This is a genomic window from Vibrio bivalvicida (assembly GCF_001399455.2).
GTDB lineage: Bacteria > Pseudomonadota > Gammaproteobacteria > Enterobacterales > Vibrionaceae > Vibrio > Vibrio bivalvicida.
In genome coordinates, this window is the sequence record NZ_LLEI02000020.1 from 58,739 (window position 1) to 81,363 (window position 22,625).

At 44.8% G+C, this 22,625-nt stretch carries 26 protein-coding genes; 18 read left to right on the top strand and 8 right to left on the bottom strand.

Annotated elements, in window-relative coordinates; all coding sequences use genetic code 11:
- Positions 1-61: 61 nt before the first annotated feature.
- The 4 genes from rpoD to rpsU all read right to left on the bottom strand — a co-directional run bounded on the left by rpoD (position 62) and on the right by rpsU (position 4,558).
- The gene (rpoD, locus tag APB76_RS05110) at positions 62-1,918 is read right to left on the bottom strand and encodes an RNA polymerase sigma factor RpoD (RefSeq protein ID WP_049845591.1); all 1,857 of its coding nucleotides are present in this window, start codon (positions 1,916-1,918) and stop codon (positions 62-64) included.
- A gap of 98 nt (positions 1,919-2,016) precedes the next feature.
- Positions 2,017-3,774, bottom strand: a complete 1,758-nt coding sequence (gene dnaG / locus APB76_RS05115) for a DNA primase (protein WP_054963201.1) — start codon at positions 3,772-3,774, stop codon at positions 2,017-2,019.
- A 98-nt stretch (positions 3,775-3,872) separates the two neighbouring features.
- Positions 3,873-4,316, bottom strand: a complete 444-nt coding sequence (locus APB76_RS05120; RefSeq protein WP_054963200.1) for a GatB/YqeY domain-containing protein — start codon at positions 4,314-4,316, stop codon at positions 3,873-3,875.
- Between the two features lie 26 nt (positions 4,317-4,342).
- Entirely contained in the window at positions 4,343-4,558 is a 216-nt protein-coding gene (gene rpsU / locus APB76_RS05125; protein WP_001145625.1) for a 30S ribosomal protein S21, read from the bottom strand.
- Between the two features lie 229 nt (positions 4,559-4,787).
- On the opposite strand from rpsU, the gene tsaD reads away from it, so the two are divergent.
- Together tsaD and APB76_RS05135 are read left to right on the top strand one after the other, a co-directional pair.
- Positions 4,788-5,804, top strand: a complete 1,017-nt coding sequence (tsaD, locus tag APB76_RS05130; RefSeq protein WP_054963199.1) for a tRNA (adenosine(37)-N6)-threonylcarbamoyltransferase complex transferase subunit TsaD — start codon at positions 4,788-4,790, stop codon at positions 5,802-5,804.
- 130 nt (positions 5,805-5,934) lie between these two features.
- Positions 5,935-6,747: an alpha/beta fold hydrolase gene (locus tag APB76_RS05135; RefSeq protein ID WP_054963198.1), complete on the top strand. Its 813-nt coding sequence runs from the start codon at positions 5,935-5,937 to the stop codon at positions 6,745-6,747.
- Positions 6,748-6,784: 37 nt separating this feature from the next.
- Here APB76_RS05135 and APB76_RS05140 read toward each other — a convergent pair whose 3' ends face one another.
- Together APB76_RS05140 and plsY are read right to left on the bottom strand one after the other, a co-directional pair.
- The gene (locus APB76_RS05140) at positions 6,785-7,396 is read right to left on the bottom strand and encodes a hypothetical protein (RefSeq protein ID WP_054963197.1); all 612 of its coding nucleotides are present in this window, start codon (positions 7,394-7,396) and stop codon (positions 6,785-6,787) included.
- A 261-nt stretch (positions 7,397-7,657) separates the two neighbouring features.
- Entirely contained in the window at positions 7,658-8,254 is a 597-nt protein-coding gene (gene plsY, locus APB76_RS05145) for a glycerol-3-phosphate 1-O-acyltransferase PlsY (RefSeq protein ID WP_049845597.1), read from the bottom strand.
- Positions 8,255-8,425: 171 nt separating this feature from the next.
- Between plsY and folB the strand changes: the two genes are divergently transcribed.
- The 11 genes from folB to rpoS all read left to right on the top strand — a co-directional run bounded on the left by folB (position 8,426) and on the right by rpoS (position 16,129).
- Positions 8,426-8,779, top strand: a complete 354-nt coding sequence (folB, locus tag APB76_RS05150) for a bifunctional dihydroneopterin aldolase/7,8-dihydroneopterin epimerase (RefSeq protein ID WP_054963196.1) — start codon at positions 8,426-8,428, stop codon at positions 8,777-8,779.
- Positions 8,776-9,261, top strand: coding sequence for a 2-amino-4-hydroxy-6-hydroxymethyldihydropteridine diphosphokinase (gene folK / locus APB76_RS05155; RefSeq protein ID WP_054963195.1), 486 nt, complete (start codon positions 8,776-8,778; stop codon positions 9,259-9,261). The genes folB and folK overlap by 4 nt, the downstream gene beginning before the upstream one ends.
- A 33-nt stretch (positions 9,262-9,294) precedes the next feature.
- Positions 9,295-10,098, top strand: a complete 804-nt coding sequence (locus APB76_RS05160; protein ID WP_049845600.1) for an undecaprenyl-diphosphate phosphatase — start codon at positions 9,295-9,297, stop codon at positions 10,096-10,098.
- A 114-nt stretch (positions 10,099-10,212) separates the two neighbouring features.
- Positions 10,213-10,491, top strand: coding sequence for a cell division protein FtsB (ftsB, locus tag APB76_RS05165; RefSeq protein WP_004742582.1), 279 nt, complete (start codon positions 10,213-10,215; stop codon positions 10,489-10,491).
- The gene (ispD, locus tag APB76_RS05170; protein ID WP_054963194.1) at positions 10,492-11,199 is read left to right on the top strand and encodes a 2-C-methyl-D-erythritol 4-phosphate cytidylyltransferase; all 708 of its coding nucleotides are present in this window, start codon (positions 10,492-10,494) and stop codon (positions 11,197-11,199) included.
- Between the two features lie 3 nt (positions 11,200-11,202).
- Entirely contained in the window at positions 11,203-11,679 is a 477-nt protein-coding gene (ispF, locus tag APB76_RS05175) for a 2-C-methyl-D-erythritol 2,4-cyclodiphosphate synthase (protein WP_054963193.1), read from the top strand.
- A gap of 53 nt (positions 11,680-11,732) precedes the next feature.
- Positions 11,733-12,779 carry a tRNA pseudouridine(13) synthase TruD gene (gene truD, locus APB76_RS05180; protein ID WP_054963192.1) on the top strand — a complete coding sequence of 349 codons (1,047 nt, stop codon included), beginning with the start codon at positions 11,733-11,735 and terminating at the stop codon, positions 12,777-12,779.
- Positions 12,776-13,534, top strand: a complete 759-nt coding sequence (surE, locus tag APB76_RS05185; RefSeq protein ID WP_054963191.1) for a 5'/3'-nucleotidase SurE — start codon at positions 12,776-12,778, stop codon at positions 13,532-13,534. The genes truD and surE overlap by 4 nt, the downstream gene beginning before the upstream one ends.
- Positions 13,535-13,536: 2 nt before the next feature.
- Complete coding sequence (locus APB76_RS05190; protein ID WP_049845605.1) at positions 13,537-14,163, top strand: protein-L-isoaspartate(D-aspartate) O-methyltransferase; 627 nt, start codon at positions 13,537-13,539, stop codon at positions 14,161-14,163.
- A 2-nt stretch (positions 14,164-14,165) separates the two neighbouring features.
- Complete coding sequence (nlpD, locus tag APB76_RS05195) at positions 14,166-15,077, top strand: murein hydrolase activator NlpD (RefSeq protein ID WP_049845606.1); 912 nt, start codon at positions 14,166-14,168, stop codon at positions 15,075-15,077.
- Positions 15,078-15,148: 71 nt separating this feature from the next.
- Positions 15,149-16,129, top strand: a complete 981-nt coding sequence (rpoS, locus tag APB76_RS05200; RefSeq protein WP_049845607.1) for an RNA polymerase sigma factor RpoS — start codon at positions 15,149-15,151, stop codon at positions 16,127-16,129.
- A 67-nt stretch (positions 16,130-16,196) separates the two neighbouring features.
- On the opposite strand, the gene APB76_RS05205 is transcribed toward rpoS, so the two are convergent.
- Complete coding sequence (locus APB76_RS05205; RefSeq protein WP_049845735.1) at positions 16,197-17,468, bottom strand: HlyC/CorC family transporter; 1,272 nt, start codon at positions 17,466-17,468, stop codon at positions 16,197-16,199.
- Positions 17,469-17,597: 129 nt separating this feature from the next.
- On the bottom strand, positions 17,598-18,392 hold the full coding sequence (locus tag APB76_RS05210) for a cytochrome C assembly family protein (protein WP_049845608.1): 795 nt from the start codon (positions 18,390-18,392) through the stop codon (positions 17,598-17,600).
- Between the two features lie 208 nt (positions 18,393-18,600).
- Here APB76_RS05210 and ffh point away from each other — a divergent pair, with 208 nt between their 5' ends.
- The 5 genes from ffh to rplS all read left to right on the top strand — a co-directional run bounded on the left by ffh (position 18,601) and on the right by rplS (position 22,204).
- On the top strand, positions 18,601-19,983 hold the full coding sequence (ffh, locus tag APB76_RS05215; protein ID WP_049845609.1) for a signal recognition particle protein: 1,383 nt from the start codon (positions 18,601-18,603) through the stop codon (positions 19,981-19,983).
- 227 nt (positions 19,984-20,210) lie between these two features.
- Entirely contained in the window at positions 20,211-20,459 is a 249-nt protein-coding gene (gene rpsP, locus APB76_RS05220) for a 30S ribosomal protein S16 (protein WP_004410028.1), read from the top strand.
- Between the two features lie 29 nt (positions 20,460-20,488).
- Entirely contained in the window at positions 20,489-21,037 is a 549-nt protein-coding gene (rimM, locus tag APB76_RS05225; protein ID WP_054963190.1) for a ribosome maturation factor RimM, read from the top strand.
- Between the two features lie 27 nt (positions 21,038-21,064).
- Positions 21,065-21,808, top strand: a complete 744-nt coding sequence (trmD, locus tag APB76_RS05230; RefSeq protein WP_054963189.1) for a tRNA (guanosine(37)-N1)-methyltransferase TrmD — start codon at positions 21,065-21,067, stop codon at positions 21,806-21,808.
- A gap of 42 nt (positions 21,809-21,850) precedes the next feature.
- Positions 21,851-22,204: a 50S ribosomal protein L19 gene (gene rplS, locus APB76_RS05235; protein ID WP_049845612.1), complete on the top strand. Its 354-nt coding sequence runs from the start codon at positions 21,851-21,853 to the stop codon at positions 22,202-22,204.
- Positions 22,205-22,625: the final 421 nt, after the last annotated feature.

Here is a 22,625-nt window from a genome sequence, read left to right on the forward strand (position 1 = left end):
CAAAAAAGGCGAGCTAGTGCTCACCTTTTCATCAATTTTAGCCAAGCTAAAAAAGAATAGACTACTCGTCTAGGAAGCTGCGCAGAGTTTCTGAGCGGCTAGGGTGACGAAGTTTACGTAGTGCTTTCGCTTCGATCTGACGGATACGTTCACGCGTTACATCGAACTGTTTACCAACCTCTTCTAGAGTATGGTCAGTGTTCATATCGATACCAAAACGCATACGCAGTACTTTTGCCTCACGAGGTGTAAGACCTGCAAGAACGTCTTTAGTAGCTACTTTTAGGCTTCCTGCAGTTGCAGAGTCTAGTGGTAGCTCAAGCGTAGTATCTTCAATGAAGTCACCTAGGTGTGAATCTTCATCATCACCGATAGGGGTTTCCATTGAGATCGGCTCTTTCGCGATCTTGAGTACTTTACGGATCTTGTCTTCTGGCATTTGCATACGCTCTGCCAGTTCTTCCGGTAGCGGCTCGCGACCCATCTCTTGCAGCATTTGGCGTGAGATGCGGTTTAGCTTGTTGATCGTTTCGATCATGTGCACCGGGATACGAATAGTACGTGCTTGGTCTGCAATTGAGCGAGTGATTGCCTGACGGATCCACCACGTTGCGTAAGTTGAGAACTTATAACCACGACGATATTCGAACTTATCTACCGCTTTCATCAAGCCGATATTACCTTCCTGGATAAGATCCAAGAACTGTAGACCACGGTTGGTGTACTTTTTCGCGATAGAGATTACTAGACGTAAGTTCGCCTCAACCATCTCTTTTTTCGCTCGGCGAGCTTTTGCTTCACCGATAGACATACGGCGGCTGATGTCTTTGATGTTCTGTACTGTTAGTGATGTCTCTTCTTCGATCACTTTCAGTTTCGCGATAGAGCGACGTATATCATCTTCACTACGACGAATCTTCTCAGCGTACGGCTTATCAGAAGATAGAATTTCGTCTAGCCATGCTTCGCTTGATTCATTACCAGTGAACAACGTAATGAACGACTTCTTCGGCATCTTGCCGTACTCAACTGACGCTTTCATGATTAAACGTTCTTGAGTACGTACGCGTTCCATAGAAGTACGCAGTTCTTCTACTAGGTAGTCGAATTGTTTAGGCGTTAGACGGAATTCTTTGAAGACATCAATAACCATTTCATGGGCAAGCGTCGCTTTCGGGCTTTCGCTGCCATACTCGTTACAAGCCAATTGGAAGTTTTGGAAAGTGTTACGTAAAGCCGTGAACTTCTCGAGAGCAAGCTCAGGGTCGATACCTGTATCTTCCTCTTCTTCCTCATCGTCCTCTGACTCTTCTTTGTCTTCTTCTTCAGCGTCTTCATCTTCAAGGTCTGATTCAGCAAGTTCAGAACCAATGTGCGTTGCTGTTGGTGCAGCAGTTTCATCAGCATCTGGGTCTACAAAGCCTGTAATAAGGTCTGTTAGACGTAGCTCTTCAGCTTGAACTCTATCAAATTGCTCAAGAATGTATGGGATAGTACCTGGATACTCCGCCACTGAGTTTTGAACTTGGTTAATACCATCTTCAATACGCTTCGCAATATCGATCTCGCCTTCACGAGTCAATAGCTCAACGGTACCCATTTCACGCATGTACATGCGTACTGGATCAGTAGTGCGGCCGATTTCGTTTTCTACGCTTGAAAGCGCAGCAGCAGCAGCTTCAGCTGCATCTTCATCGGTAATTGTATCGTCATCATTCAGAGCAAGATCATCAGCATCAGGAGCAGTTTCTACTACTCGAATGCCCATGTCATTGATCATCTGAATGATATCTTCGACCTGCTCTGAATCGACGATTTCTGCTGGCAGGTGGTCGTTTACTTCTGCGTAGGTCAGATAGCCTTGTTCCTTGCCTTTAATGACAAGTTGTTTTAGCTGTGACTGCGGATTTTGATCCATAGACGGTATCCAACTTAGTATCTGGTGAAGGAATTAGTATGCGAGTTGCAAACCACACATCTTAACAAATTTATTTATTGCTGACTATTCGAACAGGGTTACGCTTTTAAATCTAGCATTAAAGCTAGCAGCTCCCTTCTTTCTTCGGTTGATAAACCGACACTTCTTTCTTTGGCCTGCAGATTTTCAATTTGCTTTTCGACGCACTGGGCAAGAATCTTATCCAGTGAATCTAAAAATATATCTTGTTCATTATCTTCATCGAGGGGGATTTCCCACCCAGCGAGACGAGATAAGAGTGCCTCATGGCTACTATTTCGCCAGCGTTCTAATAACTGGCCCGTAGTGATATTGGGGTGCTGGTGACAATAATCAAGCACCTCAACAAATAAACTTAATCCCGGTACTGTTAACTCTCTCACAGTTGAGAGGTCTGGTACCATTTCAGCATAGCTCGGATTTTGAATAAGCAAAGCGATCACTTCGCGCATTGGCGTACGTTTGATCTCTTTATGCGGTTGAGGTCGAGTTTCGCTGGTCTTCTTACGTGTCTGACGTAGACGATTGTCAAAGCCAGTACGCTCATCCAATAATTTTTCTAGTAGTTCTTGGAAGTAGGGATCGGGAATCTTATCAATCAATGCACTGGCATGGGCACGTAGTGCTGACTTACCCTCATGACTGCCAAGATTCAAATTATGGATTTCTATCAGGTTATCGAACAAGTAGCTAGATAACGGTGTTGCATGCTCTATTTGTTGTTCAAACGCTTCTTTGCCGAACTTACGTACGTAGCTGTCTGGATCTTCGCCATCGGGCAAAAACAAGAATTTAAGCGTATTACCTGTTTTCAGATATTGCAGCGCATTTTCCAGCGCGCGCCAGGCCGCTTCTTTACCCGCTCGGTCACCATCGTAACAACAAACCACTGTGTTAGTTTGACGAAACAACAGTTGTACATGGTCACCAGTGGTTGATGTACCGAGTGAAGCAACAGAATAGTCGACGCCATATTGAGCGAGGGCGACAACGTCCATATAACCTTCTACCACCAAGATTTGTAGTGGCTCGCGGTAGGCTTGCATCACCTCATAGAGGCCGTATAGTTCTTTGCCTTTATGGAAAATAGGTGTTTCTGGAGAGTTGAGGTATTTTGGTGTGCCATCACCAATAACCCGACCACCAAAACCAATTACCCTTCCTCGACGGTCTCGAATTGGGAACATTACTCGACCACGAAAACGGTCGTAGCGGTTGCCTTTATCATTCTCGATCAGCATGCCACCAGAGACTAGCATCTCTTGTGTTTGCGGCGTTTGACCAAAGTTCTTTCGAACCAAATCCCACTCATCTGCCACATAGCCAACACCAAACTTCTGCACAATTTGACCAGACAAACCACGGTCTTTGAGGTAATTAATCGCGTCTTTACTTTTCGGTTGCTTAAGCTGGTCTCGATAAAACTGACCAATACTGCCCATCAAGTCATACAAATTACGCTTTTGCTCAGAGTTTGCTTTGGGTTGGTTAGACTGAAAGCCGCCACCTTGGCGCTGCTCTCTTGGCACTTCTAACCCCAGATAAGAAGCCAGCTCTTCTATTGCTTCGACAAAATCGAGGCGTTCGTATTCCATCATAAAATCGATGGCATTGCCGTGCACACCACAGCCGAAGCAGTGGTAGAACTGTTTATCTTGCGAAACACTAAATGAGGGGGTTTTCTCGTTGTGGAAAGGGCAACAAGCGCCGTAGTTTTTGCCTTTTTTCTTAAGTTTTACGCGAGCGTCAATAATGTCGACAATATCAAGTCGAGCGAGGAGGTCATCAATGAAACTTCGAGGGATGTGTCCTGCCATAAAACCTTAGAAAAACGCACTAACAAATAGAAAAGGTAGATACAAACAAGCCGCGCATTCCGAAGGATAGCACGGCTTGTTGCAATTGGTTTGGGCTGTTAAGTCAGTTTAGAGCGAACTAAACCACTTACTTTACCCATATCTGCGCGCCCTTGAATCTGAGGCTTAAGAACACCCATCACTTTACCCATGTCTTGCATGCCCGCAGCACCTGATTCAATCAATGCACTTTCAATCAGAGCAGCGACTTCTTCATCGGTAAGCGGTTGAGGCATAAAATCCTCAAGTACAGTGATTTCAGCTTTCTCAGCATCGGCGAGATCTTGACGACCCGCTGATTCAAATTGAGCCACAGAGTCGCGACGTTGTTTAACCATCTTGGTCAACACAGTAAGAATGTCGTCGTCGCCCAGAGTGATCTGTTCGTCAACTTCACGTTGCTTAATGGCTGACAGAGCTAAACGAATAGTACCAAGGCGCATTTTGTCCTTGGCTTTCATCGCTAATTTTTGCTCTTCTTTGAGATTGTCAATCAGAGCCATAACTATAATCCTTTAGGACTTAGCTATTAGTACAGGCGAACGCGACGAGCGTTTTCGCGAGCTAGCTTCTTAGCGTGACGCTTTTGAGCTGCTGCTTTAGCGCGTTTGCGAACTGTAGTTGGTTTTTCGTAGTGCTCACGACGACGCACTTCAGAAAGGATACCTGCTTTTTCGCAAGAGCGTTTGAAACGACGTAGTGCAACGTCGAACGGTTCGTTTTCACGTACTTTAACTACTGGCATATGCCTTTCACCTCAGGGGTTAATTCGTTAATGCTGACTTCACAGTACTTAGCTTAGCAGCTAGGTCTACATTCAGCTTGATCAAAAATGGTGCGGAATTTTAATCCGATCACACTAGCTTTGTAAAGTATTTTGTTGGGTAGAGTTTGCACAAAATTTGTTTGATAGGCGAAGGCACGGTAAGATTGCGCCAATTTTGAATAATAGACAGAGACATCCAAGGTAAACCATGCGCATTATTGGTATCGAAACCTCTTGTGATGAAACAGGAATTGCCATTTACGATGATGAGAAAGGCCTACTTTCCCATCAATTATATAGTCAGGTTAAATTGCATGCTGATTATGGCGGAGTAGTGCCTGAACTGGCTTCACGCGATCACGTCAAAAAAACCATACCGTTAATAAAAGCGGCAATGGCAGAGGCCAATTTAACGCCCAAAGATATTGATGGCGTTGCCTACACTGCTGGTCCAGGTTTAGTTGGTGCGTTGCTTGTTGGAGCGACGATTGGACGCAGTATTGCTTATGCTTGGGGCGTACCTGCTGTGCCTGTCCATCATATGGAAGGGCATTTATTAGCTCCTATGCTTGAAGACAACCCGCCACCTTTCCCGTTTGTCGCAGTTTTGGTTTCTGGCGGCCATTCGATGATGGTTGAAGTAAAAGACATCGGTGAGTACAAAATCCTTGGTGAATCTATAGATGATGCCGCAGGAGAAGCTTTTGATAAAACGGCTAAGTTGATGGGATTAGATTATCCTGGAGGCCCTCTATTATCTAAGCTTGCAGAAAAAGGCACGCCTGGCCGCTTTAAGTTCCCACGTCCTATGACTGATCGACCTGGACTTGATATGAGCTTCTCGGGTCTCAAAACCTTTACTGCCAATACTATTGCCGCCAATGGCGATGATGAGCAGACTCGCGCCGATATTGCTTTAGCCTTTGAAGAGGCTGTGTGTGCGACTTTAACGATTAAATGTAAGCGAGCGCTAGAGCAAACAGGCTTTAAACGCATCGTGATTGCAGGTGGAGTCAGTGCGAATCGCCGTCTGCGCGCTGACCTTGAGCAGCTAGCGAAGAAAATCGGTGGTGAAGTCTACTACCCACGCACTGAGTTCTGTACGGATAACGGTGCAATGATCGCTTATGCGGGTATGCAGCGTTTGAAAAATGGTGAAGTGGCTGATCTTTCAGTACAAGCGACGCCACGCTGGCCAATTGATCAATTAGAGCCGGTCAAATAAAGGTCAGGCCCAATAAAGAAGGTCGCTCAAGTAGCGGCCTTTTGTTTATCTTTACTTTAGTGTTCAGAGCTGTCGATAAGACAATCAATGATAAGCTCTTGTTTGATATAAATAACCAATGGGTAGAACCATGAAAAAATTTGTTGTCGATAATCGTGAAATGGCATATCAAGATATTGGTCAAGGTCCTGTAATTGTTTTTGGTCACAGCTATCTTTGGGATAGTGAAATGTGGGCACCGCAAGTTAAAGCTTTAAGTCAGCAGTACCGCTGTATTGTTCCGGAGCTATGGGCACATGGTCAATCTGATTTTGCTCCTGAGTCGACGCGTTCTTTAACGGACTACGCCAAGCAGATTGTGGCTTTAATGGATCATCTTGATATCGAAACCTTCTCTATCGTTGGCCTGTCGGTTGGTGGTATGTGGGGAACTGAAGTAGTGAGCTTAGTACCACAGCGCGTGAAATCGTTGGTACTGATGGATACCTTTGTGGGCTTGGAACCTGAAGTAACTCATGCGAAGTACTTTGGAATGCTCGATACCATCAGCCAGCTACAAGCCGTGCCAGAACCATTGGTTGAAGCTGTGACACCGCTGTTTTTTGCTAACAATGCACAGCAAGATAACCCTGAATTGGTTGAACGTTTTATGGAGTCTTTGCGCAGTTTGAAAGGTGATAAGGCGGTTGAGGTTGCTCGTGTAGGGCGTATGATATTTGGCCGTCGTGACCAAATTGAAGAGATCGATAAATTCGCTCTACCTGTTTTGATTGCGGTAGGCCAAGAAGATAAACCTCGCCCGGTGCTCGAATCATACCTGATGCACGATACTATCTCGGGATCTGAATTGATTCAGATTCCAAAAGCTGGCCATATTTCCAATCTAGAGCAAGCTGATTTTGTTTGCAAAATGCTGATAAATTTTTTCGCTAAGACTTTATAACAAAAGAGAGCGAGCCCACTGGGCTCGCATTTTTAGATTACTCGTCGTCTAAGCATAAAGAGACTAACGGGTATTTTTGGTACTTCATTCGTTTGACACCAACGGATGGATCCATTGCTTTTATTCTGACATCATCCAATGTGGCACTGGTCACTTCCACCTCTTCCCACTCTTCAACTTCAGGGAACATATCGCTTAATCCCATGCTTGCTAGCTCGACTAGTTCTGAAATTTCGAGTGAGCCAGTACAGTTAGCGCTCATGACATCATCGACTATTTCAGGGTCTTCACAGCTATAAACAAGCTCATTGGCTTGATCTTCTTCTTCATCAAGCATACTTACGGAGAAAGAAATAGAGAACGGGTAGTCTGTTAGGGTGACCGTCGGTTCTGCAAGATTATCTGTTGCAGAGACTGTGACATTGAGATCAGCGTCACCACCAAATTTAGTGTGAGGGGGGCTGTCTTCACCACCCGTTTCCCAGCTCCACATCCATTCCACATCCACCATTGACACTGGGTCATCGACGTCAGTAGTACAGCTTACAGGTTCAATGTCGACTAAGGCAGGTTTTGCTGGCTTAGCTTGAACGTACGTAGCGGAAACGCATAGTGCACTTATAGCAAAGGCTAGGGCTGTCGGTTTCATAAAACCTCCAAATGTTAACGAAACATATACTTGGTTAATTAATAAACTTTAGGTCTAGGTTAGGCCGAGTCGAGGTAACCTTTTGAGCATAGAATTGGTGCTGTTGAGGGCAAGCGTAATGGTTAGAATAAAGTGCTATATAGTCAATAAAATACAAAGTTTCATATGCTTTAAATTACTTGTTTGTAATTAGTGGCTAAGTGAATCTTTGGATAAGGGAGGAGATCGGGAGTCTCTGTTTTTCAAACTTATTCGATATCGCTATATCGATTTCTTTTCACCCACTTTGGGTTCCGTTCCTTCAAACAGGCGCTTGATGTTTTGATGATGGCGGAAAATTATCAAGCAGCACAGCATTGCAACGGGCAGTGTGTATTGCGGCTTAACCATCCACGTATAGAACGGTGCAAGTAAGACAGTGACAATTGCGGCAAGAGATGAGTAGCGAAACAAAAAGGCAACGCTTAGCCATGTTGCGATGATCATCCCAGTTAGATCCAACCCAATAGGGGCAATGGCACCCAAAGCAGTCGCAACCCCTTTGCCGCCTTTGAAGTGAAAAAACAGCGGATACATGTGACCTAAACAAGCGGCAATCGCAATAACTCCGAGAATGATAGGATCAATATCTAAGAAGTACCCCCCCCAGACAGGGATAGTGCCCTTCAACATGTCACACAGAAGAACAGCGACTGCTGCCTTTTTTCCACCAATTCTCAGTACGTTAGTCGCCCCTGGGTTATTGGAACCGACGCCGCGAGGATCTGGTAAGCGCAATACGCGGCAAATAAGCACAGCACTCGAGATCGAGCCTAGAAGGTAGGCAAAGATGATCATTATCAGTGCTAGTGGGGTCATAGTAGAGTAACTCGTCCGAAACAGGTGTTAGCCAAGCAAGTAACTGATATCATATCGCGCTTGACGCTCTCAAACTACAAAATCTGTCCAGTTTGAGCTGCAAATAGTACGACTTTTTATTTAACTTGGGTATCCGACCTCTATGGTATCTGACCCTACAGGAAGCAACAAATGGATAAAGTATTTATTGAGCAACTCGAAGTGATTACCACAATCGGCGTGTATGATTGGGAGCAAGAGATCAAGCAAAAACTGGTGCTTGATATCGAAATGGCTCATGACAATCGCCCTGCAGGTAAAAGTGATGATGTGGTTGATGCGCTCGATTATGCCCAGGTTAGTCAAGCGGTACTATCACACATTGAAGCTGGCCGCTTCCTGTTGGTTGAGCGTGTTGCAGAAGAGGTGGCTGAACTGATTATGTCTCGCTTCAATGTGCCTTGGATTAAGATTCGTCTAACCAAGCCAGGCGCAGTCCCGCAGGCGGCGGGAGTGGGTGTTGTGATTGAGCGAGGCATTGCATGATCACTACCTATATCGGTATTGGTTCAAATATAGAGCGGCGTAAACATATCGAAGCCGCGATTACTGAGCTAAGCGCGATAGGCTGTGATATTCGTTTGTCGACTATCTATGAGTGTGAGTCAATTGGCTTTGATAGCAATGCTTTCTACAACCTTGTCGTAGAAATGAAAACTTCGTTAACTTTAACGGAATTTTCACGACAACTGCGTAAAATTGAGCTCAAATGGGGCCGAGCTGAGAACGCTGGCAAGTTTGAGCCTCGCACTGTCGATCTCGATATTATCCTATTTGGTGATCAAACTTGTTCATCTAAGCCTGAGATACCGCGTGGTGATATTTTCAAATATGCCTTTGTACTCAAGCCACTGTTTGAGCTTTGTCCGCAATTAGTGGTACCTCAGGATGGTCGGACGATTGAACAAATTTGGCAACAGGCCTCGTTTGATACTGATTTAGAAGCCATTCCCTTATGGTTTGACTAAGGTCACAAGACCTGAAAACGTGATGAGATTTTAATGAGTTATTTTGAAGCTTTTGTTCTTGCTTTGATTCAAGGACTAACTGAATTTTTGCCTATTTCTAGTTCTGCGCATCTGATTCTTCCATCGGCCATTCTGGGTTGGGAAGATCAAGGCTTGGCGTTTGATGTCGCAGTGCATGTTGGTACTTTAGCTGCGGTGGTGATCTATTTCCGCAAAGAAGTGATCAGCCTGCTCTCAGCATTCTTAGGTTCGATTTTTAAAGGCGAGCGCAGCAAAGAAGCCAAGTTAGCATGGATGATTATCTTGGCAACTATTCCTGCTTGTGTATTTGGCTTGCTGATGAAAGATATCATTGAGCTGTATTTACGTAGTGCTTGGGTGATAGCAACGACCACTATCGTGTTTGGCATACTGCTTTGGTATGTCGATAAGCATTCCAAGCTTGCAGATGATGAGTACCAGGCGGACTGGAAGAAAGCGTTATTTATTGGTATTGCTCAAGCCTTGGCTATGATCCCTGGAACCTCTCGCTCTGGGGCAACCATCACAGCAGCACTTTATTTAGGCTTTACTCGAGAAGCGGCAGCACGTTTCTCATTTTTAATGTCTATCCCAATCATATTATTGGCTGGAGGATATCTAGGCCTCAAGTTGGTGACTAGCGGTGAACCCATCCACTTAGGCTTTTTGCTGACAGGTATAGTGACCTCTTTTATTAGTGCCTACATCTGTATCCATTTCTTCTTGAAGCTTATTTCGCGCATGGGCATGACACCATTTGTTATCTACCGTTTGATTTTAGGTGTCGGCTTGTTCGCGTTTTTGATGATGAACTAAGTCTCTCAAACAGATACACAATCTTTACTAAGACCACATAGTCCAATCTCGCTTGCACCGCGACATTGTGATATATATGTGGTCTTTCTTTATCTCTCTTCTTTGATTGACGGTATGCGGATTTTTGCACTGACCCTAACCCTAGTTTTAGGCTGGCTACAATTTGAGCTGTGGTTCGGCAAGAATGGCATTTCCGATTTTCAGGCCGTGAATGCTGAAACTCAAGTTCAGCACCAAGTTAATGGCAACTTAAAAACTCGCAATGATGAAATGTTTGCGGAGATCGATGATTTACGCCAAGGGCTTGATGCGATTGAAGAACGCGCTCGCCATGAGCTTGGTATGATCAAAGAAGGGGAAACTTTCTATCGTATCGTTGGAGAGGACAATTAAATGTCTTCGACCCGTCAAATGTCTGTGGTAGCTGTTGTCCCAGCCGCTGGTGTGGGTAGTCGCATGAAAGCGGACCGCCCTAAGCAGTACCTCCAGATCCAAGGTCATACAGTATTAGAGCATACTGTTGAAAAACTTTTGCTCCATCCTATGGTCAATAAAGTTGTCGTCGCGATTACAGACGGTGACCCATACTATCCAGAACTTTCATTAGCAGAGAACCCGAATGTTATTCGAGTGCCGGGTGGGAAAGAGCGGGCAGATTCAGTGTTATCCGCTTTGCAGTACATCGAGCAAAATCAACTTGCCGAATGGGCGTTAGTTCATGATGCGGCGCGGCCATGTTTCGCGCTAGAAGATGTCGATCGTTTGATGACAGAAGCTGATAACAATCAGTTGGGCGGTATTCTCGCGGCGCCAGTGAGAGACACGATGAAACGAGCGGATAGTGAGCAAAATATTGATCATACTGTCGAAAGAGAAGCATTGTGGCATGCACTGACTCCACAACTGTTTAAAACTCAGCCGCTAACAGAAGCATTGACGAAGGCGCTCGCAAGTGGTGTTGCCATCACTGATGAAGCGTCAGCAATGGAATGGTTAGGAGAAAAGCCCGCCTTAGTTCAAGGACGCGCTGACAATATAAAAATAACCCAACCAGAAGATTTAGCGTTAGCTGAGTTTTATCTAAATAGAAACAAAGGATAACTCATGATTCGAATTGGCCATGGCTTTGATGTGCATAAATTTGGTGGCGAAGGCCCTGTTATAATTGGTGGTGTTGATGTTCCTTATGAGCAAGGGCTGATAGCCCACTCGGACGGTGATGTTGCTCTGCATGCACTGTGTGACGCGTTGCTGGGTGCAATCGCTGCTGGTGATATTGGTCGTCATTTCCCTGATACCGATGACAAGTGGAAAGGAGCCAATAGCCGAGATTTATTGCGCGATGTTTACCGCCGAGTGCGAGAACAAGGCTATATTCTTGGTAATGCTGACGTCACTATCATGGCGCAATCACCTAAAATGGCGCCGCATATTGAATCCATGTGTCAGGTGATTGCCCAAGATCTGGAAACAGATATCGGTAACGTGAACGTGAAAGCAACGACGACTGAGCGTTTGGGTTTCACAGGGCGCAAAGAAGGTATTGCAACTGCAGCGGTTGTGGTGCTGATTAAAGTATAAATAGATTACTGGTTGCCTTGAGTTGTTTAGGCTGCCAAGTAACGGAAAAAACTATGTCTGATATTTTATCTCCATTGTCTTACTTAAATGGTAAGCCAGTTGCAAAGGGCAAACTAAAAGTAGAGCCTGAACACTTTCAAGTGAACGAAAACTTAGGTTTTGACTTCACTGGTAGCGGTGAACACCTTATGGTGCGTATCCGTAAAACGGGTGAAAATACTAGCTTTGTCGCTAACGAATTAGCCAAAGTATGCGGTGTCAAATCTAAAGATGTGAGCTGGGCTGGTCTTAAAGATCGCCACGCAGTCACAGAGCAGTGGCTTAGTGTCCATTTGCCAAAAGGAGACACGCCAAATTTTAGTGCTTTCCTAACTCAGTATCCGAGTATTGAAATACTGGCGACAGACAGACATAACAAGAAGTTGCGCCCGGGTGACTTGGTTGGCAATGAATTTACGCTGACCATCACTGAAGTGAGCGATGTGCAAGATGTTGTGTCACGTTTAGAGTCTGTGGCTAAAACAGGAGTACCAAACTATTTTGGTAGCCAACGCTTTGGCAATCAGGGGAATAACCTTAACGAAGCTCGCCGTTGGGGGCGGGATAACGTCCGTACTCGCAACCAGAACAAACGTAGCCTTTATTTGTCTGCTGCCCGATCTTGGATCTTCAACACGATTCTATCAGAGCGTATTGAGAAAGACCTTTTCGCTCAACCAGTGATTGGTGACATTGTTTTGCAAGGTGATGAGCGAGTGACTATCACGCAGGACAATCTAGCTAGTGTGACGGAGCAATTGAGTTTAGGCCAAGCGCAAATTACTGCCGCAATGGCGGGCGACAATGCTTTACCGACTCAAGAACAAGCACTAGAGCTTGAGCAGCCGCATTTGGATGCAGAGCCTGACCTAATGGCTTTGATTCGTGGTAATCGCATGCGTCATGAGCGACGTGAGATTTCATTAATGCCTCAAGATCTCACTTGGGAAGTCAATGGTGACCAAGTGACCTTGAAGTTCTCCTTAGATGCAGGCTGCTTTGCGACTGCCATTGTTCGAGAGCTAATTGAAGAGCTCGAAGTGGAGCGTCACTATCAATGAATGATAAGCCACTAAAAATTTTAATTAGCAACGATGATGGTGTGCATGCTGAAGGGATTCATGCCTTGGCTGATTCGTTAAGAGATATCGCTGAAGTGACCATAGTGGCTCCCGATCGTAATCGCTCAGGTGCTTCCAACTCGTTGACCTTAGAACAACCTTTACGCGTAACTGAAATTTCACCGAAGATTTTTTCAGTTCAAGGGACACCAACAGACTGCGTCCACTTTGCACTCAATGAGTTGATGAAAGATGATTTACCTGATCTCGTACTGGCCGGAATTAACCACGGTGCCAACTTAGGTGATGATGTGCTTTATTCAGGGACAGTTGCCGCAGCAATGGAAGGCCATTTTCTTGGTGTACAAGCGATAGCATTTTCATTGGTGGGCAAGCATCATTTTGATACCGCTGCGGCGATTGCGCGTCAGCTTGTTACCCAGCACGAAAACCAGCCCATCCCAACCAATAGGCTACTTAATGTAAACATTCCGGATGTTGAGCTTTATCAGTTAAAAGGTACTCAGGTGACGCGACTGGGTGCGCGTCATCACGCTGAAGCGATGATTAAGCAGAAAGATCCGCGTGGTCATGATATTTATTGGTTAGGCCCTCCAGGTAAAGAACAAGATGCTGGAGAGGGGACGGATTTCTTTGCGATTGAGCAAGGCTACGTATCAGTAACACCGCTGCAAGTTGACCTGACTGCGCACGAATCTCTGACAAGTATGGATAACTGGTTAAAGGAACAATAACAATGCTAAACCCACATGCTGACAGATTAATCGACTTTCTTGTCGCGAGTGGCATTCAAGATCAGAAAGTGCTCGATGCTATTTATCGTTTACCGAGAGAGCAGTTTGTTTCTCAAGCGATGATGCATCAAGCCTATGACAACAATGCATTGCCGATTGGGCAAGGGCAAACCATCTCTCAGCCTTATATTGTTGCTAAGATGACGGAAATGCTCGCTTTGACCAGACAAAGTAAGGTGTTGGAGGTCGGGACGGGTTCCGGTTACCAAACCGCAGTATTGGCTCAGTTGGTGGAGCACGTATTTTCTATTGAGCGGATTAAAGCTTTGCAATGGGAAGCAAAACGCCGCTTAAAACAGCTCGATATCTATAATGTTTCAACTAAGCACGGTGATGGATGGCAAGGCTGGAGTGCAAACGCACCATTTGATGCCATTATTGTCACGGCAGCCGCTGAATCTGTACCTTCGGCATTGCTGGGGCAGTTAACAGAAGGTGGGGTGATGGTGATTCCAGTCGGGCTTGAAGAGCAGCAGCTATTGAAGATAACCCGAAAAGGTGATGGGTACCTTTCTGAAGTGATAGAGATGGTGAGGTTTGTTCCTTTGGTTGCGGGTGATTTAGCGTAACAATGAAGCAATGGTCTAGTTTTCTTCTGGTTTTGGTTCTTTGCAGTGCATTAATAGGATGTGCTGCTCACTCTCCTGCGCCAGTAACTGGATTAAAGAAAGACTACAGTTCCGTTTCGCGCGGTAGTTATCGAGGCAGTTACTATCAAGTTGAAAAGGGCGATACGCTGTATTTTATAGCCTATGTCACAGACAAAGATGTAAAAGAAATTATTAATTACAATGGATTACAGTCGCCTTACACCATCTACCCTGGTCAAAAACTAAAGCTTTGGCAGCCTGCTTATACTGCACCGGCGTTTGGTGGCACTGGGGCGGGGGCTGTTGCCGCTGCGGTAGCCACACCGTCTACTCCAAGTAATAAGTCAAGTTCGAGTAAAAACTCGAATCAAAAGGTTAGCTCAACTCAAGCAAAGACAGGTCACAAAACGACCAAAAAAGATCCTCCTAAGAAGGTTGATCAATCGAAATCAAAGGAGTATGTTGGTTCTACAGGTAAACAAAATGTTAACAAGGTTGTTAGCAAACCAACGACCAACAATAAAAAAATTTCCAAGTGGTTATGGCCAACAAAAGGGAGAGTAATCAAAAACTTTTCTGCTGGAGATCAAGGGAATAAAGGCATTGATATCGCAGGACAGCGAGGTCAATCCGTCGTATCAACAGCAGGTGGCACCGTCGTTTATTCAGGCAATGCGCTACGTGGTTACGGTAATCTTGTGATTATAAAACATAACGACAATTACCTCAGTGCATATGCACACAATGACAGGTTGCTAGTACACGAAGGACAAAGTGTAAAAGCAGGCCAAAAGATTGCAACAATGGGCAGCTCAGGAACAAGCAGCGTTCGTTTGCACTTTGAAATTCGCTATCAAGGTAAGTCAGTGAATCCAAAACGCTACTTACCGTAATAATTTACTGTTAGGTAAAATAGCGACATTAGACGTAGTAATGTCTTGCTAGCTCGCCAGGGGGAGGCGCTATGAGTATCAGCAATACAGCAACGAAAGTCGAAGAATTCGAAATCGGTCAAGAAACGATGGAAACGTTTCGAGCCGAAAAACCAGCAAAACCCACTCAAGCTGAAGAAGCCAAAGAAGAGTTTGACGCATCGACAAAAAGCCTTGATGCCACACAACTTTACCTAGGTGAAATCGGTTTTTCTCCACTACTTACCGCTGAAGAAGAAGTTCTCTATGCGCGTCGTGCATTACGTGGTGATGAAGCAGCGCGTAAACGCATGATCGAAAGCAATCTTCGTTTAGTAGTGAAAATATCTCGTCGTTACAGCAACCGTGGCCTAGCACTTCTTGATCTGATTGAAGAGGGCAATTTGGGCTTGATCCGCGCGGTTGAAAAGTTCGATCCAGAACGAGGTTTTAGATTTTCAACCTACGCCACATGGTGGATTCGCCAAACCATTGAACGTGCGTTGATGAACCAAACCCGCACGATTCGCTTACCTATTCATGTAGTTAAAGAGTTGAATATTTACCTGCGTACTGCACGTGAGTTGTCACAAAAACTTGACCATGAGCCAACAGCAGAAGAAATTGCGACTCAACTTGATAAGCCAGTTGACGATGTAAGTAAGATGCTGCGTCTTAATGAACGTATCAGTTCTGTCGATACCCCTATTGGTGGTGATGGTGAAAAAGCGTTGCTTGATATCATCCCGGATATCAACAATTCTGACCCAGAAGTTTCTACCCAAGATGACGACATTAAGAATTCGTTGATCCACTGGTTAGATGAGCTGAATCCAAAACAAAAAGAAGTATTAGCACGTCGCTTTGGCCTTCTTGGTTATGAGCCTTCGACTTTAGAAGAAGTAGGACGTGAGATTAATCTGACTCGTGAACGCGTACGCCAAATTCAAGTGGAAGGTTTACGTCGACTTAGAGAGATTCTTATCAAACAGGGGCTAAATATGGAAAATCTATTTAGTGTGACTGAAGATTAATCCTGAGGCTGATAGCAAAAAGCCTTGGAGTTGTTCCAAGGCTTTTTTGTTGTGAGAGAATAGCTAATTATTCGGCTTTTAATGCTGGGAACACTTTAACCAGTTTGATCCGGTTCTCTTCTAGTTCCACAATCTCCATTGGGTGACCAGAGACTTGAACGCTAAGGTGGCTCTCAGGAATATCTTCTAAATGCTCAAGAATCAAACCATTGAGGGTTCTTGGTCCGTCGGTAGGTAGTGTCCACTTCAGTCCCTTGTTAATATCGCGAATGTTTGCGCTGGCTTCAATCAAGAAGCTACCATCGCCTTGTGGAGTGATCTCATCAGATAAGCTTGGCGCGATGGAGGTAGTAAACTCACCAACGATCTCTTCTAGAATATCTTCTAATGTTATCAGGCCAATAATGTCGCCATACTCATCGACAATAAGACCAATACGCTCTTTATTACGTTGAAACTTCAGTAGTTGTACGTTCAGAGGAGTACTTTCTGGAATGAAGTAAACTTCATCGGCTGCACGTAATAAGGTCTCTTTGGTGAACTCATTTTTCTCTAGCATCAAGCGGTAAGACTCGCGCAGACGCAGCATACCGACTACTTCATCGATTTGATCGCGATACAATACTACTCTGCCATGTGGTGAGTGAGTTAACTGACGGACTATCGATTTCCAATCATCGTTGATGTCGATACCAGTGATTTCATTACGAGGCACCATGATGTCATTTACCGTGACATGCTCTAAATCGAGAATCGAAATTAACATATCTTGGTGACGACGTGGAATCAGGCTACCCGCTTCATTCACGACGGTTCGCAGCTCTTCAGAGCTTAAATGATCATCGCCGCCATGATCTGCGTTGATCCCTAATAAGCGAATAAATCCATTGGTGATAAAGTTAACCAACATTACCAATGGAGATAGAACCTTCATTAAAATAGTCAGTAAGATGCTACTCGCGTAAGAAACCCTCTCAGGGTACAAGGCTGCGAGTGTCTTAGGGGTCACTTCGGCAAAGACAAGAATGACTAAGGTGAGAACACCTGTCGCGATGGCGACTCCGAGATCACCGAATAGACGCATACCAAGAATGGTAGCGATTGCTGAAGCAAGTATATTGACGAGGTTGTTGCCGATGAGAATCAAGCCGATTAAACGATCAGGGCGATCGAGTAGTTTTTCAACTCGTTTTGCCCCTTTGTGGCCAGTATTCGCTAGGTGCTTGAGGCGGTATCGGTTCAGAGCCATCATCCCTGTCTCGGAACCTGAAAAATATCCTGAAATAACAATAAGACACGCGAGGAGCGTAAACAAGATACCCGTTGAAATGTCGTCCAAAGCCAATCTTTTCCTTGTTATGTTTGGTTAATTTATGACCTAATTTTGGGGTTAAGTCAATTTTCAAAATAGAACTGGATATTGTAAAAGAAAGGTGCGTTCAACGTACCTTTGCTGATACGAGTGAAGCTAACGAAGAATGATCTCTCGTACAAATCGGCTACCAAAATAGGCCAAAGTGAGCAACGTCGCACCTGCGACAGAAAACCATGTGACTTTTCGGCCACGCCAACCTTTTTGATAGTGCCCCCAAAGTAGCACTGAGTAGACCACCCACGCGATAAAAGAAAGGATGCCTTTATGTGCTTTCCCTTGGGCAAACATATCTTGCACAAAAACAAAGCCAGTCAGCAATGTACCTGTTAACAATAAATTACCAATCAAGATGATATTAAATAGCTGTCGCTCGACCATTAAAAGCGGTGGCAGGTTTGGATTTATTGCCAGTGCCTTCTTCGCTTTGAGTTTGTGGTCTAACCAAGCGAGTTGCAGTGCGTATAGTGCACCGATAGTAAGGGTTGAATAAGAAAACAGAGCAAAAGAAATATGAATCAGCAGCTTAGGATCTTGTTCTAGATGGGTAATAAAAGTACTCGGTAAGAAGGCAGCAGCTATGAGGTTAAGTGCTGAAAAACTATACACCACAGGTAGTAAGAACCAAAGGCGAGTTTTCAGCATAGCACCACTCATTACTAAGGAGATGATAAAACCAATCAGTGAGGCGACATTTAGAATACTAAGGTTCTGGCCGGAGCTACCTAAGATAAGATCGCTGAGCAGCCACGCATGAAACGCCAACGCTAGGATGGCACTAACGAAGACAGTTTTTACGCGGATACCTGTTTGATGTACAAGTCCCGGAACTATGGTTGCAATCGCTAGTAGATACAGTATTGCGGCAACAATGGCGATTAAGTTGTCCATTATTCTCTATGAGCTGGTGAATTTTTAACAAATTATACCTTGCATCAACGGCTTGAGCTATGACTTATCACTTTCAATTGCGTGACTTGAGATATCAAAGTTCATCTAGGCGGTGTCAAGCATGGGTTGGCTAAGGTATACTCATAGTAATTTTTCGCCAATATTGACTGGCGAGCCCCTTGCAAACCGTGTGGGTAAAGAGACTAAGATGTTTGAGAATTTAACGGATCGCTTATCCAAAACGCTGAAAAACATCAGCGGTAAAGGTCGTTTGACCGATGACAATATTAAAGAGACGTTGCGTGAAGTGCGTATGGCACTTCTTGAAGCAGACGTTGCACTTCCTGTTGTACGCGAGTTTATTAAGCGTATTAAAGAGAGTGCCGTAGGTGTTGAGGTATCTAAATCCCTCACTCCAGGGCAAGAGTTCATTAAGATCGTTCAAGCTGAACTTGAAGCGGTGATGGGGGATTCTAACGAAGCGCTTAATCTAGCAGCTCAACCCCCTGCGGTAGTCTTGATGGCAGGTCTGCAGGGTGCAGGTAAAACCACTTCGGTTGGTAAACTTTCAAAGCTATTAAAAGAGCGCGATAAGAAGAAAGTGCTGGTGGTCTCTGCCGACGTTTACCGTCCTGCAGCGATCAAACAGCTAGAAACACTTGCTTCAGATGTGGGTGTTGATTTCTTCCCATCTTCAGCAGATCAAAAGCCGATTGATATCGCTAATGCCGCCATCGACCACGCGAAGAAGAAATTCTACGACGTGCTGCTTGTCGATACGGCGGGTCGTTTAGCTGTCGATGAGCAGATGATGGCTGAGATTCAACAGCTACATACTGCGATTAACCCTGTTGAGACACTATTTGTCGTCGATGCGATGACAGGCCAAGATGCGGCGAACACCGCTAAAGCTTTCGGTGATACCTTACCTCTAACGGGTGTGGTTCTGACCAAAGTTGATGGTGATGCACGCGGCGGTGCAGCGTTGTCTGTTCGTCATATCACTGGCAAACCAATTAAATTCTTGGGTGTTGGTGAGAAGACCGACGCGCTAGAACCCTTCCACCCAGATCGTGTCGCATCTCGTATTCTTGGTATGGGTGACGTGCTGTCGCTTATCGAAGATCTACAGCGCAACGTTGATACTGAAAAAGCCGAGAAGCTAGCCAAGAAGTTCAAAGAAAAGAAAGGTTTTGACCTTGAAGATTTCCGTGAACAGCTAGGTCAAATGCAAAACATGGGCGGCATGATGGGTATGATGGATAAGCTACCTGGTATGAGCAACTTACCGGACAACGTTAAAGATAAAGTTGACGACAAGATGTTTAAGCAGATGGAAGCGATTATCAACTCAATGACGATGAAAGAGCGTCAGCGTCCAGAGCTGATTAAAGGTTCTCGTAAAAAACGTATCGCCGCGGGTTCTGGGACTCAGGTGCAAGATGTTAACCGCTTACTAAAACAGTTCACTCAGATGCAGAAGATGATGAAGAAAATGCAGAAGGGTGGCATGAAAGGCATGATGCGTAATATGCAAGGCATGATGGGTGGCGGTATGGGAGGCGGTGGCTTCAATCCATTTGGTCGCTAATTTCACCCAGCAATAAAAATTTCAAGGTGTTAGCTAGCTCACAAACTTAGAATCCCCCAATTGTTTTGGAAGAAGAAAAGTTGTTGGTGAAAAAGTAGCTAAATACCTTGCATTGCTTCGGAATAAGAGTAAAATTCCGGAGCTTTATTTTGGCACGAGCCCCAAACTGTTTAGCGATAAATGGTTTCTGGGGTTAATTTTATTTTTGAGAAAGCAAAGAGGACGACATGGTAACCATTCGTTTGGCACGTCACGGCGCTAAGAAGCGTCCATTTTATCAAATCGTAGTAGCGGACAGCCGCAATGCAGCAACTGGCCGTTTCATCGAGAAAGTTGGTTTCTTCAACCCAACAGCTCAAGGTCAAGAAGAAGGTCTACGTCTAGACCTAGATCGTGTTAACCACTGGGTTGGTCAAGGCGCATCTCTATCTGACCGCGTAGCTAAGCTAGTTAAAGACGCTCAAAAAGCGGCTTAATTCTTATTTTAAGAAGTAGAAATTAGCTTATGTCGATGAAAGGTAAAGAAACAATGAGCAATGACAAGATTGTTGTAGGCAAGTTTGGTGCTACTTATGGCATTCGCGGTTGGCTCAAGGTTTTTTCCTACACAGACAATGCCGAAAGCATATTTGATTACTCGCCTTGGTTTATTAAGCAAGGTGAAAAGTGGGTCGAGTACAAAGCAGAAAGTTGGAAGCGCCATAACAAAGGTTTGGTGGTGAAGCTTGAAGGTCTTGATGTGCGTGAAGAAGCGCAGCTCATGACCAACTTTGAAATCTCAATTGACCCTGCCGTATTACCAGAATTGCCATCAGATGAATTCTATTGGCGTGATTTGATTGGAATGCACGTAGTAACTGATAAAGGTTACGATCTAGGCATCGTCTCTGACATGCTGGAAACGGGCTCCAACGATGTTCTCGTAATTAAAGCAAATCTAAAAGATGCTTTTGGGCAAAAGGAACGATTAATTCCGTTCCTTGAAGAGCAAGTGATCAAGAATATTGATCGTGAAGCTCAACGGATCGAAGTTGACTGGGATCCTGGATTCTAAACTCCAAACTACCAGAGCGAGATAAACATGTGGGTTGGCGTAATTAGCCTATTTCCAGAAATGTTCCGTTCTGTTACTGACTTTGGAGTAACAGGTCAAGCGGTTAAAAAAGGTCTTTTGTCGATTGAAACATGGAATCCTCGTGATTTCACGCACGACAAACATCGCACTGTTGATGACCGACCTTATGGTGGTGGCCCTGGTATGCTAATGATGGTGCAGCCTTTGCGCGATGCTATTCAGGCAGCCAAGCATGCCTCACTAGGTAAGACGAAAGTCATCTACCTGTCTCCTCAAGGTCGAAAACTTGACCAGCAAGGGGTAGAAGAGCTGGCGACAAACGAGAACTTGCTTCTTATTTGTGGTCGTTATGAAGGGGTAGATGAGCGCATCATCCAATCTGAAGTTGACGAAGAATGGTCAATTGGGGATTTTGTGATGACGGGTGGTGAAATACCAGCCATGACGTTAATTGATTCTGTCTCTCGGTTTGTTCCGGGTGTATTAGGAGATTTCGCGTCAGCAGAAGAAGACTCTTTTGCTAATGGCTTGTTAGATTGCCCTCACTATACGCGCCCTGAGGTGTTAGATGGAAAAGAAGTACCAGCGGTACTCAAGTCTGGCAACCATAAGGACATTCGTCGCTGGCGACTAAAACAGTCGTTAGGCCGCACTTGGCTAAGAAGACCAGAACTCCTGGAAAACCTAGCTCTGACTGACGAACAGGAACAATTACTGGCCGAATTCATTAAAGAGAGTCGAGCTAAGTAACCTATTAAATTTAGTATCAGTTTATTCTAGGAATTTATTAAAATGAGTAACATCATCAAGGCTCTTGAAGAAGAGCAACTAAAATCAGACCTACCTAAATTTGCACCAGGTGACACTGTTGTAGTTCAAGTTAAGGTAAAAGAAGGTGAACGTGAGCGTCTACAGGCTTTTGAAGGCGTTGTAATCGCAATCCGTAACCGTGGTCTACACTCTGCTTTCACTGTACGTAAGATCTCTAACGGTGAAGGTGTTGAGCGTACGTTCCAAACACACTCTCCAATTGTTGATAGCATCGAAGTTAAACGCCGTGGTGCAGTACGTCGTGCCAAGTTGTACTACCTACGTGAGCGTTCTGGTAAGTCTGCTCGTATTAAAGAGAAACTTGCTAAGAAGTAATGCTATAACTAGCGTTCTCATAGTATTAGCGGAGACCAATTGGTCTCCGCTTTTTTTTGCGCTTCGCATAGAGAGGCGAGATTCGAGAACGGACTTCGTCCTATGGAACGCTTCGCTTTTGGAAAGCGGGAGCGGGCTTAGCCCTACGAGGGGGAATATTGACGGAGGAAGGAGTGGGAATCTCTATAACTCATCGACTAGCTTGAAGAGATCCTCAACTGACTCGTACCTCGTTCTAGAAGATGATATGGTAACTTGTTGAAATCAAAGGGTTGATGCTAAATGCCAACCTTCCAAAAGTTCTCCAGTTCTCCAGTTCTCCAGTTCTCCAGTTCTCCAGTTCTCCAAAAAACAAAAAAGCCGATGCTCTAATCACATCAGCTTCTCTTTAATCCCGTAGCGCAGCGTTCTCGCTTCTCGA

Excerpts from the sequence above, each read along its gene's own strand:
- folB (WP_054963196.1), top strand. The coding sequence starts at position 8,426 with ATGGATAAAGTATTTATTGAGCAACTCGAAGTGATTACCACAATCGGC.
- APB76_RS05160 (WP_049845600.1), top strand. The coding sequence starts at position 9,295 with ATGAGTTATTTTGAAGCTTTTGTTCTTGCTTTGATTCAAGGACTAACT.
- APB76_RS05210 (WP_049845608.1), bottom strand. The coding sequence starts at position 18,392 with ATGGACAACTTAATCGCCATTGTTGCCGCAATACTGTATCTACTAGCG.
- rpsP (WP_004410028.1), top strand. The coding sequence starts at position 20,211 with ATGGTAACCATTCGTTTGGCACGTCACGGCGCTAAGAAGCGTCCATTT.
- APB76_RS05190 (WP_049845605.1), top strand. The coding sequence starts at position 13,537 with ATGCTAAACCCACATGCTGACAGATTAATCGACTTTCTTGTCGCGAGT.
- ffh (WP_049845609.1), top strand. The coding sequence starts at position 18,601 with ATGTTTGAGAATTTAACGGATCGCTTATCCAAAACGCTGAAAAACATC.
- ftsB (WP_004742582.1), top strand. The coding sequence starts at position 10,213 with ATGCGGATTTTTGCACTGACCCTAACCCTAGTTTTAGGCTGGCTACAA.
- ispF (WP_054963193.1), top strand. The coding sequence starts at position 11,203 with ATGATTCGAATTGGCCATGGCTTTGATGTGCATAAATTTGGTGGCGAA.
- rpoD (WP_049845591.1), bottom strand. The coding sequence starts at position 1,918 with ATGGATCAAAATCCGCAGTCACAGCTAAAACAACTTGTCATTAAAGGC.
- folK (WP_054963195.1), top strand. The coding sequence starts at position 8,776 with ATGATCACTACCTATATCGGTATTGGTTCAAATATAGAGCGGCGTAAA.
- rimM (WP_054963190.1), top strand. The coding sequence starts at position 20,489 with ATGTCGATGAAAGGTAAAGAAACAATGAGCAATGACAAGATTGTTGTA.
- nlpD (WP_049845606.1), top strand. The coding sequence starts at position 14,166 with ATGAAGCAATGGTCTAGTTTTCTTCTGGTTTTGGTTCTTTGCAGTGCA.
- ispD (WP_054963194.1), top strand. The coding sequence starts at position 10,492 with ATGTCTTCGACCCGTCAAATGTCTGTGGTAGCTGTTGTCCCAGCCGCT.
- rplS (WP_049845612.1), top strand. The coding sequence starts at position 21,851 with ATGAGTAACATCATCAAGGCTCTTGAAGAAGAGCAACTAAAATCAGAC.
- APB76_RS05120 (WP_054963200.1), bottom strand. The coding sequence starts at position 4,316 with ATGGCTCTGATTGACAATCTCAAAGAAGAGCAAAAATTAGCGATGAAA.
- tsaD (WP_054963199.1), top strand. The coding sequence starts at position 4,788 with ATGCGCATTATTGGTATCGAAACCTCTTGTGATGAAACAGGAATTGCC.
- APB76_RS05140 (WP_054963197.1), bottom strand. The coding sequence starts at position 7,396 with ATGAAACCGACAGCCCTAGCCTTTGCTATAAGTGCACTATGCGTTTCC.
- trmD (WP_054963189.1), top strand. The coding sequence starts at position 21,065 with ATGTGGGTTGGCGTAATTAGCCTATTTCCAGAAATGTTCCGTTCTGTT.
- surE (WP_054963191.1), top strand. The coding sequence starts at position 12,776 with ATGAATGATAAGCCACTAAAAATTTTAATTAGCAACGATGATGGTGTG.
- dnaG (WP_054963201.1), bottom strand. The coding sequence starts at position 3,774 with ATGGCAGGACACATCCCTCGAAGTTTCATTGATGACCTCCTCGCTCGA.
- APB76_RS05135 (WP_054963198.1), top strand. The coding sequence starts at position 5,935 with ATGAAAAAATTTGTTGTCGATAATCGTGAAATGGCATATCAAGATATT.
- rpoS (WP_049845607.1), top strand. The coding sequence starts at position 15,149 with ATGAGTATCAGCAATACAGCAACGAAAGTCGAAGAATTCGAAATCGGT.
- rpsU (WP_001145625.1), bottom strand. The coding sequence starts at position 4,558 with ATGCCAGTAGTTAAAGTACGTGAAAACGAACCGTTCGACGTTGCACTA.
- plsY (WP_049845597.1), bottom strand. The coding sequence starts at position 8,254 with ATGACCCCACTAGCACTGATAATGATCATCTTTGCCTACCTTCTAGGC.
- truD (WP_054963192.1), top strand. The coding sequence starts at position 11,733 with ATGTCTGATATTTTATCTCCATTGTCTTACTTAAATGGTAAGCCAGTT.